Origin of the sequence: Dactylosporangium fulvum (genome assembly GCF_025137375.1) — a bacterium.
Taxonomy (GTDB): Bacteria; Actinomycetota; Actinomycetes; order Mycobacteriales; family Micromonosporaceae; genus Dactylosporangium; species Dactylosporangium fulvum.
Genome location: NZ_CP073720.1, coordinates 1833486 through 1846503, shown reverse-complemented (window position 1 = coordinate 1846503; position 13018 = coordinate 1833486). Strand labels below are relative to the sequence as shown.

The 13018-nt window shown below is 71.8% G+C and carries 12 protein-coding genes; 9 read left to right on the top strand and 3 right to left on the bottom strand.

Annotation, left to right across the window (positions count from 1 at the left end; all coding sequences use genetic code 11):
- Positions 1–79: 79 nt before the first annotated feature.
- The 8 genes from Dfulv_RS08585 to sigB all read left to right on the top strand — a co-directional run bounded on the left by Dfulv_RS08585 (position 80) and on the right by sigB (position 6692).
- Positions 80–1618 (top strand): glycosyltransferase 87 family protein, encoded by a 1539-nt coding sequence (locus Dfulv_RS08585; RefSeq protein WP_259862108.1) that lies wholly within the window; start codon positions 80–82, stop codon positions 1616–1618.
- Positions 1619–1709: 91 nt separating this feature from the next.
- On the top strand, positions 1710–2171 hold the full coding sequence (locus Dfulv_RS08580; RefSeq protein WP_259862107.1) for a heme-degrading domain-containing protein: 462 nt from the start codon (positions 1710–1712) through the stop codon (positions 2169–2171).
- Positions 2172–2340: 169 nt separating this feature from the next.
- Complete coding sequence (locus tag Dfulv_RS08575) at positions 2341–2805, top strand: hypothetical protein (RefSeq protein ID WP_259862106.1); 465 nt, start codon at positions 2341–2343, stop codon at positions 2803–2805.
- Between the two features lie 33 nt (positions 2806–2838).
- Complete coding sequence (locus Dfulv_RS08570; RefSeq protein WP_259862105.1) at positions 2839–3282, top strand: hypothetical protein; 444 nt, start codon at positions 2839–2841, stop codon at positions 3280–3282.
- Between the two features lie 31 nt (positions 3283–3313).
- Positions 3314–3655: a hypothetical protein gene (locus Dfulv_RS08565; protein WP_259862104.1), complete on the top strand. Its 342-nt coding sequence runs from the start codon at positions 3314–3316 to the stop codon at positions 3653–3655.
- A gap of 9 nt (positions 3656–3664) precedes the next feature.
- Entirely contained in the window at positions 3665–5143 is a 1479-nt protein-coding gene (locus Dfulv_RS08560) for a DUF7782 domain-containing protein (RefSeq protein WP_259862103.1), read from the top strand.
- 1 nt (position 5144) lies between these two features.
- The gene (gene dtd / locus Dfulv_RS08555; RefSeq protein ID WP_259862102.1) at positions 5145–5567 is read left to right on the top strand and encodes a D-aminoacyl-tRNA deacylase; all 423 of its coding nucleotides are present in this window, start codon (positions 5145–5147) and stop codon (positions 5565–5567) included.
- 147 nt (positions 5568–5714) lie between these two features.
- On the top strand, positions 5715–6692 hold the full coding sequence (gene sigB / locus Dfulv_RS08550) for an RNA polymerase sigma factor SigB (RefSeq protein ID WP_406568006.1): 978 nt from the start codon (positions 5715–5717) through the stop codon (positions 6690–6692).
- Between the two features lie 1332 nt (positions 6693–8024).
- On the opposite strand, the gene Dfulv_RS08545 is transcribed toward sigB, so the two are convergent.
- On the bottom strand, positions 8025–10646 hold the full coding sequence (locus tag Dfulv_RS08545) for a bifunctional acetate--CoA ligase family protein/GNAT family N-acetyltransferase (protein ID WP_406567948.1): 2622 nt from the start codon (positions 10644–10646) through the stop codon (positions 8025–8027).
- Positions 10647–10678: 32 nt separating this feature from the next.
- On the opposite strand from Dfulv_RS08545, the gene Dfulv_RS48535 reads away from it, so the two are divergent.
- Positions 10679–10948: a DivIVA domain-containing protein gene (locus tag Dfulv_RS48535; RefSeq protein ID WP_319805777.1), complete on the top strand. Its 270-nt coding sequence runs from the start codon at positions 10679–10681 to the stop codon at positions 10946–10948.
- Between the two features lie 6 nt (positions 10949–10954).
- Here the strand turns inward: Dfulv_RS48535 and Dfulv_RS08535 are convergent, their stop codons facing one another.
- A complete protein-coding gene (locus Dfulv_RS08535) occupies positions 10955–12085 on the bottom strand; it encodes an acetoin utilization protein AcuC (protein ID WP_406568005.1) in 1131 nt (376 codons plus the stop codon).
- 41 nt (positions 12086–12126) lie between these two features.
- Complete coding sequence (locus Dfulv_RS08530) at positions 12127–12936, bottom strand: sulfurtransferase (RefSeq protein ID WP_259862099.1); 810 nt, start codon at positions 12934–12936, stop codon at positions 12127–12129.
- Positions 12937–13018 lie beyond the last annotated feature (82 nt).

Sequence of the window (13018 nt, the reverse complement as noted above, 5' to 3'; positions counted from 1 at the left end):
CACGAACTCGGCGATGCCGCCGATGACGGTTTGGCGTCAGCGGCGAGCCCCCTATGCGGAGGCTCACTAACCTGAGCCGATGCTGGAGCGCAGAGCCGTCGCCACCTGGTCGGTCTTCGGGATCGTCGCCGTGGTGTCGTCCGTGCTGGTCATGCGGCGGCCGATCGCGCAGCGGCTGTCGGACCTGCACATCTACTACGGCGCCGCGGAGACCGTCAACGCGGGAGACCCGCTCTACGGCTACGTCGCGGAGAACGGCGGGCCGTTCACCTATCCGCCGTTCGCGGTCCTGCTGTTCCGGCCGCTCACGCTGCTGCCCGAAGGCGCCGTGCAGCTGCTCTGGCTCGCCCTGACCTGCGCCGCCGTCGTGGTCATCGCCCGGTCGGTCGGGCGCGGGCTGGGCCTCGGGCCGCTCGCGGTGGCCGGCATGGCGTGTGCGCTGCTGGTGTCGGCGCCCGTGCAGAGCAACCTTCGCTTCGGCCAGGTGAGCATCTTCATCGTCCTGCTGGCACTCGTCGACGCGATGGGGCTGCTGCCGGAGCGGTACCGCGGGATCCTCGTCGGCGTCGCCGCGGCGATCAAGCTGACCCCGCTGCTCTTCGTCGGCTACTTCCTGATCACCGGCCGTTACAAGGACGCGGCCCGGGCCGCCGGGGCGTTCGTGGGGTGCGGGCTGCTGGCGGCGGCGCTGCTGCCCGCCGACAGCTGGGCGTACTGGTCCGGCACCATGCTGGAGACCTCGCGCATCGGCAACCTCGCGTCGCTGGGCAACCAGTCGGTGCACGGCATGCTCATGCGGGTCGGGGTATCCCCCGCCGTCCTGCCGCTCATCTGGGCCGGGCTGATCGCCGTCATCTGCGGCGCCACGATGCTGCGGGCCCGCCGGCTGCACCGCGACGGCGAGCACGTCCGGGCGGCGGTGCTGGTCGGCTGTGCGACCGTCGCCGCCTCGCCGGTGTCCTGGACGCACCACCAGGTCTGGACGGTACTGGCGGCGATGCTGCTCATCGCCACCGACGGCGCCTGGCGCCGCGCCGCGGGGGTGGTGCTGCTCGTGGTCATGACGCTGTCGCTCGGCGCGGTGCTCCGCGGCGTCTCGACGTACCCCGGCTGGCAGTTCCTGCTGGAGAACGCCCGCTCGATCGGCCTCGTCGCGGTCTGCCTGGCCGGCTTCGGCGGCGCCGCGGTCGTCACCGTCCGGCGCTCGCGGGCCTGGCTGCGGCCGGTGACCGCGGTCGCCGTCGCGCTGACCGTGATCGCGCTGCTGCCGTTGCCGGCGGGCGCCGACCCGACGTTCAAGGCGTACTCGGCGAGCGACCTGACCAACCCGCGATACTTCTACTTCAGCGCCGCCCCGCTCCCCGGCGAGCCGGTGCGCTTCCTCGTGCGGCGGGAGAAGACCAAGGTCCGGGTCAACGGCGTGGCCGGCGCGGGGGTGGCGCAGCTGCGCTTCCAGTCGGCACCCGGCGGGCCGGCACGCACCGTCCCGCTGCTCGACCTGGGACCGGGCGTGCGGACGTTCTCGTTCCGCAGCGCGAACCTGGCCCACGGCCGCCTCGACGCGCTGGCTCCCGACGGCCGGGTCGTGGCGACCTTCACAAGCTTCGAGCGATCCTAGGGTGCGTGTCGACGTGGGGACCGATCCTCCGCGGTCCACTTGTCTGCGACTCGAGATCCGCCTGGCTCGGATCATCGGGCATGATCGGCTCGTGGAAGACCTCATCCGTGAACTTGAGACGCAGGAGGAGCGGCTGCAGTTCAGCCGCTTCGACAACACCGACGCGTGGGCCCTCGGCTGCCTTCTCGTCGATCTGGCCCGCGAGCGGGACCTGTCGATCACGATCGACATCCGCCGCCACGGCCACCAGCTCTTCCACGCCGCGCTGCCGGGCACCGCGCCGGACAACGACCGCTGGATCGAGCGCAAGATCCGAGTCGTGGAGCGGCTCAACGCCTCGTCGTACCTCGTGGGCCGGCGGCTGGCGGCAAGGGGCAGGACGTTCGACGCGGATTACGGCGTGAACCCGGCCGACTACGCGACCCACGGCGGCGCGTTCCCGATCCGGGTCCGCGACGTGGGGGTCGTCGGCGTCGTCACGGTGTCCGGCCTGCCGCAGGCCGACGACCACGCGCTGGTGGTCGAGGCCCTGGAGCGGTTCCTGGCCGGCTGACGTTCCCCGAACCCGCCGAGGACCGGTTTGACGTCGACGCGCGACCCTCCAAAGTGGACTCCACCCAGCCCACGGGGCGGATCGGAAACTCACTCATGTCGAGGACCGGACCGCGTGTCGGTAAGCCGACAACCACGCGGATCCGGCAGGCCTCAAGATGCCGCGTGTGATGAAGAGCCTTCTTCTGCCGATCGCTTTCGTGGCGGTCGCGCTCGCCGGTTGTTCGACCGACGAGCCGGACACCTCTTCTGCCGCGCCGGGGAACGCGGCAGCCTCGAGCGCCGCGCCGTCCGCGGCGCAGTCGACCGCCGCGGCGCCGTCCAGCGCCGCACCGGCCGGCTCCGGATCAGCCGCCGCGGGCGGCTGCCCGGTCGACGACGCGACCCTCCGGAAGGCCTTCCAGGCCAACGCGGAGGTCGCCGGCAGCATCATCCTGGGCAAGGGTTTCAAGGACATCAGCTGCTACCAGGGCTGGGCCACGGCCCTGACCCAGCCGGAGCAGATGGACACCGCGGTGGTGGTGTTCAAGTACGACAGCGCGAAGAAGTCCTGGGCCGCCGTGATGGGCGGGACCGACAACGTCTGCGGGGCGAACGTGCCGGCTGCGATCCAGCCGCATCTCAAGAACTGCTAGTCCTTGAGCATAGAGTGACGTAAATTGCCGCTCGTGCTCAAGAAATCCTTCCTTTCCCTTGCCGTCGCCGGAGCGCTCGCGGGCTGCTCCGGCGGCGGCCCATCCGGCGCCGCGCCGACGAACATCGCGCCGACCGCCGAGGAGTCGACCGTCCCGCAGACAGGGCCGGCGCCGACGAAGCCGGGCGCCAGCCCGCAGGCCGGCTGCCCGGTGGACGCCGCAACGCTGGAAAAGGCGTTCCGGGAGCACAAGGAACTGTCGACCCACCTCGTGCTCGGCGCCGGGCTCACGGACATCAGCTGCGTGCAGGACTACGCGACCGCGCGAACCCGGCCGGACAACGTGGATCCGGCGACGGTGCTGTTCAACTACGACGGCACGAAGAAGCTGTGGCTCGCGGTCGCCGGCGGCACCGACGGCGTGTGCGACACCATCGTCCCGCAGGCGATCCGCTCCCAATTGAAGAACTGCTTCTAGTGAAATGATCCGCTTTATGGTCACATAGAGCATGGAGCGTGAAGCACTGGTCCGGCTCCTCGCCGAGGAGCCGGGTGCTGCCTTCGTGGCCTGCGGCGAGGCCATCCGCGCTGGCGCCGAGTACGTCGTCTGGGACCACACCCTCCCCGCCGACCAACTCGCGCGCAGTTACTCTCTGCGAGCGCGACACATGGCAAAGATCGGCAACCCGATGCTGGGCGGCGACGAGGCGATCCGCCAGTTGCAGGCCTCGGGCGACCGCCCCTTACGCACCGGCGAGGCGAAGGTCGAGGATCCGCCGACCCATTTCCAGATCTTCCTGACACCCGAGGCGGACCGGGTCGTCGCCTGCATAGGGATCGACCAACGTTGACGTAGCAGGATGTCACGGGTGGACGCACTGCTCGACACCACCGGACTTGCCCAGCTGCGCGAGGCGCTGACCTCAGCGGAGTACACCTCCCAGGGCATCAAGGACCACCTCGGCGAGGCCGCGACCGCGGCGCTGGCGCGCAACGACTTCCGGGCCGCACTCAAGGTCACCGAGGAGCGGGGCGACCGGCTCGCGACGCTGATCCGGCTGTTCGTCTGCGGCCAGACCGAGCCGCTGTCCCGGGTCGCCGCCGCGCTGGCACCGCTGCCGCTGGAGGCCGCGCTGCCGCTGCTGGAGGCCGACGGTGACGGCGTGCGGGCCGCGGTGGAACTCGAGCCGTACGGCGACTGGTGGGTCGTCGCCGACCTGTCCGCGAGCATGCGACCCGGCCGACCGCTGCCCGGCGACCACGTCCTGGGCATCGGCGGCGCCTCGACGACGCTGGCCGCCGCGACGCTGCGCCACCCGGTGGGCAGCGCCCTCGACCTCGGCACGGGCTGCGGGGTCCAGGCCCTGCACCTGTCGACGCACGCGCGGCGGGTCACCGCGACCGACGTCCTGCCCCGGGCGCTGCGGTTCGCGGCGACCACGGCCGCGCTGAACGGGCTGGACTGGGAGCTGCTCCAGGGCGACCTCACCGGTCCGGTGCAGGGGCGCAGGTTCGACCTGGTGGTGAGCAATCCGCCGTTCGTGGCCGGGCCCGGGACGACCGCGCACACCTACCGCGACTCCGGCCGCCCGGGCGACGCGGTCTGCGCCGAACTGGTGGCGGCGGCGCCGGGACTGCTGGCCGACGGCGGGCACATGCAGTTCCTCGCCAACTGGCTGCACGTCGCCGGCGAGTCGTGGGAGGACCGGGTCGCCGACTGGCTCGCCGGCACCGGGCTGGACGCGTGGGTGATCCAGCGCGAGGTGTCGGACCCGGTCGCGTACGTCAACCTCTGGCTCACGGACGCGTCGGAGGATCCGCGCGTACAGCCGGCTCTCGCCGCCGCCTGGCTCGACTGGTTCGACGCCCAGAGGGTGGACGCGGTCGGATTCGGGCTGATCACACTGCGGGCCGGCGGGCATGAGGACCCGACGGTGCGCATCGAGGACCTGCGGCAGACCGTCGACGGACCCCTCGGCCCGCTGATCGGCGACTGGTTCGACCGGCAGGACTTCCTGCGCGACGGCGACCTGCTGGCCACGCGCTTCCGCGCCGCGCCCGGCCTGCGGCTCCAGCAGGAGGCGAGCCAAGGGCCGGAGGGGTGGGAGGTCGACCGGCAGCTGCTCACGCTGCCCGACGGGCTGCGGTGGATCGAGGAGGTCGACCCGGTCGCGCTGGCGCTCGTCGGCGCCTGTGACGGTTCGGTAACCCTGCAGGATCAGGTCGACGTGTTGGCGGCGGCGCATGCGGTACCGGCTGAGGTGCTCGCCGACGTGGCCGTGCCCCTCGTCGCGCACCTGGTCGAGCGCGGCATCCTGCTGCCCGGCCCGGCGGCGTAGCGTGCGCGCCCTGGTCCAGACCGTCAGCCGGGCCTCGGTGACGGTCGACGGCGAGGTGGTCGGCGCGATCGAGGACGGCCTGCTCGTCCTGGTGGGCGTCACGCACAGCGACACCGCCGCCACGGTGGCGACGCTGGCCCGCAAGGTCCACGAGCTGCGCATCCTGGACGACGAGCAGTCGGCGTCGGACGTCGGCGCACCCCTGCTCGTCGTCTCGCAGTTCACGCTCTACGGCGACGCCCGCAAGGGCCGGCGGCCGACGTGGATCGCGGCGGCCCGGCCGGAGGTCGCGGAGCCGCTGATCGAGGACTTCTGCGCGGAGCTTCGCGCTCGTGGCGCAACCGTGCAAACCGGGCGATTCCGCACTCACATGCTGGCGGAAAGCGTGAACGTGGGGCCACGGACCGTGTTGCTGGAGGTCTGATCGCCGCGCGGACTACCGGTTTCGTGCCACGCGTCGTCCGCCTCACCGCCACTTCACGCCCGCTCAGCGAAGCTTCTTCCCGTAGGAATGATCGCGCCACTTGTCAAACCACGGGAGGCGAGCGAAGTGGCCCAGCCGCTGAGTGACATTACGGAATTCAACGCGACCGACGTTGAGACCGACGAGCAGCACGAGCCCCAGATCGACAACACGGGCGTCTCAGCGGACCTGGTTCGCGCGTATCTCAACACGATCGGCCGCACCAAGCTGCTGACCGCCGAGCAGGAGGTCGAGCTCTCCAAGCGGATCGAGGCGGGCCTCTACGCCGAGGAGAAACTCACCACCGGCACGGTGCACCCCGCGTGGATGAAGACCTACGAGGTCATCGTCCGCGAGGGCCGCGCCGCGAAGGCGCACCTCCTGGAGGCCAACCTCCGCCTGGTCGTGAGCATCGCCAAGCGGTACACGGGCCGTGGCATGGCGTTCCTGGACCTCATCCAGGAGGGCAACCTCGGCCTCATCCGCGCCGTCGAGAAGTTCGACTACACCAAGGGCTACAAGTTCTCCACCTACGCCACCTGGTGGATCCGACAGGCCATCACCCGCGCCATGGCCGACCAGGCCCGCACCATCCGCATCCCGGTGCACATGGTCGAGCAGGTCAACCGGATGGTCCGGGTCCGCCGCGACCTGTCCACCTCGCTGGGCCGCGAGCCCGTCGTCGCCGAGATCGCCGCTGCACTGGGCGTCGAGGAGTACCAGGTCATCGAGCTCATCTCGTACGATCGCGAGCCGGTCAGCCTGGACCAGGCCGTCGGCGAGGACGGCGAGAGCGCCCTCGGCGACTTCGTCGCCCGGATCGACCCCCGCGAGGAGCCGGCCGACAGCGTCTCGCAGGGCATGCTCCGCTCCGAGGTCGAGATCGTGCTGTCAACGCTGTCCCAGCGCGAGCAGGCGGTCATCCGCCTGCGGTTCGGCCTGGACGACGGCCGGCAGCGCACGCTGGACGAGGTGGGCCGCGAGTTCGGCCTCTCCCGCGAGCGGATCCGCCAGATCGAGAAGGTGACACTGCTGAAGCTCCGCCACCCGTCGCGGGCCAAGCGGCTCGAGGCCTACGCCTCCTGACCAACCGGCACTTCGTGATCAGGCCGCCCATCCGGGCGGCCTGATCACGTTGGACCACACCTTCACCTGCGGCGGGGCCGCCGAGTTCTGGGTGGACGCCCACCGGGGTAGGGCGCCAAGCCCGGACAGCGACCAGCCCGGACGGTGGCCAGCAGCGCTGCTGGGTGTGCAGCTTGGCCAAGCCGCGCGGCTCCTCCCGCCCGCCGCTTCCCAGGCCGCGCAGTTCCTCGCGCATGCTGCTTCCCAGGCCGGACAGCTTTCTCCCGCCCGCTGCTCCACCACTTTCTTCGCCCGGCTGCCCACGACTTCGCCCACCCGTCGCTCCGCACTCTGCCCGAAATATGCACATATAGCGGTAATCTCGACAAACACGATCACCGAACGAGTTGACCTTGGTGACTTTCGGTGGTCCTGGCCACGGAAAACCACCAAGGTCAATGCGCGACGACAGCTCGCCCGGCAGAGTTTCATGATCACAAAGTTTTCGTGCTACTGGGGAGCCTGTTGCGTAATTCGCTGGGACAGCGTTGGCGGCCCAACTACGCGCCGATCTTGGAGTTGTGGCGCCATGAACCTCCGAATTTGTCCGGATTTGTCAAGGACCACAACTCCAAGATCGGCGCGGTTGTCGGGGTTGGCGCGCGAGGGATCCGAATTGCGCAACAGGCTCTGGGACAACACGAAAACTCTGTGATCATGAAATTGACCTCAGCCGGCAGTAAGACCCAGAACGTCGCCGTCGGCCGGCTGCACGCGAGCCGCTCGCCACCACGATGCTGCCACCGCCCGTGGCCGTGCGGCTCCATCCTGTGCTGACCGAACCCGCCCCAGCCCGCCAAGTCGGCAAACTCCGACGGACGGTTTGCCGCCGACACGGTTGGTGAGCGGCGTGGTTGTGCGGTCGGGGCGAGCCGGTCGGGTCGGTCGGGTCGGTCCGGCCCAGCGGGTCGGCTGGGCAGAGCCGAGCCGGACAAGTCGATCAGGTCGCCAGGTCCGGCAGGTCGAATGGGCCGTGAGTCGGCCGGGCCGGTGGGTCGGGCCGGGCCAGCAAGTCAGACCGCCCAGCGGGTCCAGCCGAGCCGTGCCGAGCCGAGCCGAGCAGATCGATCAGGTCGCCAGATCGAGCAGGTCAAAGGGGCCGGCGGGTCGGGGCAGGCCAGCAGGCCGGGGCAGGCCAGCAGGCCGGGGCAGGCCAGCAGGCCGGGGCAGGCCAGCAGGCCGGGGCAGGCCAGCAGGCCGGGGCAGGCCAGCAGGCCGGGGCAGGACAGCAGGCCGGGGCAGGACAGCAGGCCGGGGCAGGACAGCAGGTCGAACCGGCTTCGGGCTACAAGGTCAGAGGCGCCTCGGGCCCTGGTCGGGGCGCGGCAGGCCGGCGAACACCGCGCTCGCGTGCAGCACTGCCAAGCCTGTCGGGCGGGCCAGCACCGGGTTCAGCGACAGCGCCGACAGCGCCGGCTGTTCGTCCACCAGTCTGCCGATCCGCAGCAGGAGGTCGGCCAGCGCGTCCAGGTCGACCGGCGCCGCGCCGCGGTAGCCGGTGAGCAGCGGGGCCGCCCGCGGCGCGCGGACCAGTGCGGCCGCGTCGCGGTCGGTCAACGGTACCGGGCGCCAGGCGCGGTCGCCGAGGAGGTCGGCCGCCTCGCCGCCCAGGCCGAAACCGACGACCGGGCCGAACGACGGGTCGTCGACCACCTCGACGACACACGCCACGCCGGGGGCGACCATCGGCTGGACGACCACCTCGACGCCGCGGCCGAAGAGGCGCTCCAGCTCCTCGTACGCCTCCTGGACCAGCGCCGCCGAGGTCAGGTTCAGGCGTACCGCACCCAGGTCGATCCGGTGGCGCCACGGCTTCGTCGCCACCTTCAGCGCCACCGGGTAGCCGAGCTCGGCCGCCACCGTGCCCACCGCCGCGCCGGCGGCCGGACGGGACGGCACGACCGGGATGCCGTAGGCGGCCAACAGTTCGTCCGCCACGACGTCGTCGCCGGATGACGCCGAGGTGGCCAGGCGCGTGGCAACGGTATTTCCGGCGGCGGTGTCCACGCCGGGCAGCGCTGTCGGCAGGGCGCCGATCGGCTCGCGGCGCCACGCGGCGTACCGCGCGACCCGCCCCAACGCCCGCACCGCTTCCTCGATCGCGGGGAACATCGGCAGCGCGGGCGGGTCGCCGTCGACGTACGCGGGGGCCACCGTGAACGACGGGTCCGCCGGCATCACCACGGCCAGCGGCCGGGCCGATCCGGCGGTGGAGCTGCGCAGGAGTTCGGCGACGCCCAGCTTGTCGCCCTCGGCGAGCGCGGGCGCGTACGCGGCGACCACCGCGTCCACGTTCTCGTCGTCGAGGGCGTCGTGGACGGCCTGCACGAAGTCCACGTCCGACACGGTGGGGCCGAGATCCCGCGGGTAGCCCGCGGCGACGCGCAGCCCGGCGGCCGGCGCCTTGGCGACGGTGAGCACGCCCAGGGCGGCGGCGTTGGTGACGACCGCGACGCGGTTGCCGGGCGGCAGCGGCTGCCCGGCGATGAGCAGCCCGACGTCGAACAGCTCGGCGACGGTGTCGACCCGGATGACGCCGGAGCTCGCGAACAGGGCCGCCACGCCGCGCGCGTCGGGGCCGACCGTCACCGCGTCGAGTGCCGGTGGCCGGACCGGGCTGGCGACGGCGGTGACCGGCTTGCGGCGGGCCAGTTCGCGGGCGATGCGCGCGAACTTGCGCGGGTTGCCGAACGTCTCGAGGTACAGCAGGACGGCGTCGGTGTGCGGGTCCTCCCGCCAGTATTGCAACGCGTCGTTGCCGGACACGTCGGCGCGGTTGCCAGCGGAAACGAACGTCGACAGGCCCAGGCCGCGCCGGTCGGCCTCGGCCAGCAGCGCCGTGCCGAGCGCGGCCGACTGGCTGAAGAAGCCGACACGGCCCCGGCGGGGCAGCAGCGGGGCCAGTGTGGCGTTGAGCCGCACGCCGGGGTCGGTGTTGGCGATGCCGAGGCAGTTGGGGCCGACGAGGCGCATGCCCTGGCTGCGGACCGCCCGCAGCAGCGCCGCCTGCGCCCCGGCGCCGGCCCGGCCCGACTCGGCGAACCCGGCCGACACGACGACGAGACCGTGGACGCCGGCTGCGGCGCAGTCCTCGACGACACCCGGGACGGCCTCGGCCGGCACCGCGACGACGGCGAGGTCGACACCGGCGGTGCCGCGCAACGAGGCGACGGCGGGAAGGCCGCCGACCACTGTGGCGGACGGGTGGACCGGGATCAGCTCACCGGCGAACCCGGCGCTCTTGAGGTGGCTCAGCAGGGCCGCGCCGATGCCGGTGCCGTCGGCGCGGGCGCCGTAGACGGCCACGCCGCGCGGGTTGAGCAGCCGGCCGATCGAGCGGGCCTCGGCCTGCTGTTCGCGGGCCCGCTGGACACGCAGGGAGTCGGGCGTGGCGGCGATCGGGAACCACAGGTGCACGACCCCGTCGGCGAACTCACGCTCGATGCGGAACCCGGCGGCCATGAACACGCGCAGCATGGCCTGGTTCACCGGCAGCACGTCCGCCTCGAACTCGGTGATGCCCTCGGTACCTGCGGCCGCGACCAGATGCTCGATGAGCACCGACCCGATCCCCCGGCCCTGGTGCGCGTCCTCGACGACGAAGGCGACCTCGGCCTGGTGCGAGCCGGCGCCGAGCCGCTCGTACCGCCCGACCGCGATCAGCTCACCGGCGTGCTCCACGACGAACGCCTCGCGGTCGTGGTGGTCGACGTTGACGAAGCGCTCCAGGTCGCGCGGCGGGATGCGCGGGTAGGCGGAGAAGTACCGCAGGTAGCGGGTGCGCTCGGAGAACCGCGAGTGCAGCGCCACGATCCGGTCGGCGTCGTCGGCCCGGATCGGCCGCACGTGGACGGTTGTGCCGTCCGAGAGCAGGACGTCCGCGGCCCGACTCGACGTGTCGTTCACGTTCCCCATCGTCGCACCACGGGGGATGTACCGTGTCCGGCATGATGTTGACCCCGGCGGACGTGCAGGCCGTCAGGTTCGCGAAGGCGCCCTTCGGCAAGCGCGGCTACGACGAGGACGAGGTGGACGAGTTCCTCGACGTCGTGGCCCGGACACTGATCGCACTGCACGACGAGCTCTCGTCGTTGCGGTCCGCCGCGTCGCCCGAGACGTCGTTCGGCACTTCCCCGGCGGCGGAGAGCGCGATGCTGGCCGAGCTGGATCAGATCAAGCGGCGGCTCTCCCGGATCGAGGCTGTCGTCCGCACCTGACACGCCCTAGTCACGCGGGTCGTGCGGGTCCAGGCCGAAGAACGGGAACGTCAGGCGGCGGGTCGCCATGATCGAGCGGTCGATCGCGTCCGGGGACTCGCCCGGCACCCACGGGTTCCACGCGGCGTCGCCGCCGTCCGTCATCGCCGGCGGCACCCGATGGGAGGGGCGCCGCTCGGCGGCCAGTTCCCGCCAGGCCGCGGGTGTCTCCACCGCCGGGTCCAGCGCGTCGCCGGTCAGCACCGCCAGCAGATGGGTCCAGGCCCGCGGGACGCATTCGACCAGCGCGTATCCGCCGCCGCCGCTGGCGACCCACTTCCCGCTGGCGACTTCGGTGGCGAGGTCCCGCAGGGCGAGGTACGCCGCGCGCTGGCCGTCGACGGTGAGCCGCAGGTTGGCGAGCGGATCGTGCCGGTACGTGTCGGCGCCGCACTGCGTGAAGAGCAGCTGCGGGCGGAAGGCGCGCAGCACACCTGGTACCACCGCATGAAACGCCCGCAGCCAGCCCTTGTCGTCCGTCCCGGGCGGCAGCGCCACGTTGACCGCCGACCCCTCCGCGCCCGCTCCGCCGGTCTCGTCGGGGAACCCGGTGCCGGGAAACAGTGTGCGCGGGGACTCGTGCAGGCTGATCGTGAGCACCCGCGGGTCGTTGTAGAAGATCTCCTGCACCCCGTCGCCGTGGTGCACGTCGATGTCGACGTAGGCCACCCGCTCCGCGCCGAGCTCGAGGACGCGCTTGATCGCGACCGCGGGGTCGTTGTAGACGCAGAATCCGGCCGCGCGGTCCGGCATGGCGTGGTGCAGGCCGCCCGAGATGCTGACCGCACGGTCGGTCTCGCCCAGCCACACCGCCTCGGCGGCCCGCCGCGTGGCGCCGGCGATCAGCGCGCTCGCCTCGTGCATGCCCACGAACGTCGGGTTGTCGAGCGTGCCGAGGCCCATCATGCTGATCCGCCGGCCGGTCGACGCGGCCTTCACGACGGCGATGTAGTCGGGGTCGTGGACGGTCGCGAGGACGGCGTCGGTGGCCGGCTCCGGCCGCTGGACGGTGACACCTGGACGGTCCAGCACCCCGAGCGACCGCGCGAGCGCCATGGTCAGCTCCACCCGCACCGGATCCAGCGGATGGTCGCCCATGTCGTACCGCAGGAGCGCCTCGTCCCAGACCACGAGAGTGTTCACGACGATTCCCCTGTCGCGACGGCTCGGGCCGGATCGGTGATCCAGTGGCTCCACGAGCCCACGTACAGCGCCGGGTCCAGCCCTTCCGCGTAGAGGGCGAGCACGATCTGCGCGGCGGTGACCCCCGACCCGCAATAGGCGCCGATCCGGTCGCCGCTGATGCCGAGCGGCTTGAGCAGCCCTTCCGGCGTGACGGTCCGCGCCGCCGGGACGTTGACCGCACCGGGGATGTGGCCCGCGACCGGGTCGACCGGCTCGGCGTCGCCGCGGAACCGGGCGGCGACACGGGCGTCGATGAGTGTGTTGCGCGGGTCGGCGGCCTCGACCTCGGTCCATACCGGCATGTGTCCAGGCGTCACAATGACGTCCCCTGCTGCCGGAACCGGCTCCTCGGTCGTCACCGGCAGTCCTGCCGCCACCCACGCCGCGTATCCGCCGTCGAGCACCCGGACGTCGTCCACACCGGCCCAGCGCAGCGTCCACCAGGCACGGGCCGCGGCGCCGGTAGGATTGGATCCGCCTGCGTCGTACACCACCACCGGATGTCCGGCGCGGACCCCCAATCTCCGCAGTGCTGCCTCCAGCTCCGCGGGATCGGGCAGCGGATGCCTCCCACCGGCGCCCGGCTGTCCACAGAGGTCGACGTCGAGATCGGCGAAGACCGCGCCAGGCAGATGGCCGGCCGTGTATGCGGCCCGGCCGTCCTTCGCAAGGGTCCAGCGCACATCGAGAAGAGTCGGCGGTTGGGCTGACCGCACCAGCTCGGCGAGCACGGCAACGTCCAAGATCGCCCGGTTGGCTGTCACGTTCCAATCTTGTCGTACGCAGCGAGTAGCATCGCGTACCGGGAGGGCAAGGGCAGTGAACGACCTGGTCGATACCACCGAG

Bases quoted from the DNA above. Each gene is read 5' to 3' on its own strand.
- Dfulv_RS08585 (WP_259862108.1), top strand. From the start codon at position 80: ATGCTGGAGCGCAGAGCCGTCGCCACCTGGTCGGTCTTCGGGATCGTC.
- Dfulv_RS08575 (WP_259862106.1), top strand. From the start codon at position 2,341: ATGAAGAGCCTTCTTCTGCCGATCGCTTTCGTGGCGGTCGCGCTCGCC.
- Dfulv_RS08565 (WP_259862104.1), top strand. From the start codon at position 3,314: ATGGAGCGTGAAGCACTGGTCCGGCTCCTCGCCGAGGAGCCGGGTGCT.
- Dfulv_RS08560 (WP_259862103.1), top strand. From the start codon at position 3,665: ATGTCACGGGTGGACGCACTGCTCGACACCACCGGACTTGCCCAGCTG.
- Dfulv_RS08545 (WP_406567948.1), bottom strand. From the start codon at position 10,646: ATGGGGAACGTGAACGACACGTCGAGTCGGGCCGCGGACGTCCTGCTC.
- Dfulv_RS48535 (WP_319805777.1), top strand. From the start codon at position 10,679: ATGATGTTGACCCCGGCGGACGTGCAGGCCGTCAGGTTCGCGAAGGCG.
- Dfulv_RS08535 (WP_406568005.1), bottom strand. From the start codon at position 12,085: ATGGGCGACCATCCGCTGGATCCGGTGCGGGTGGAGCTGACCATGGCG.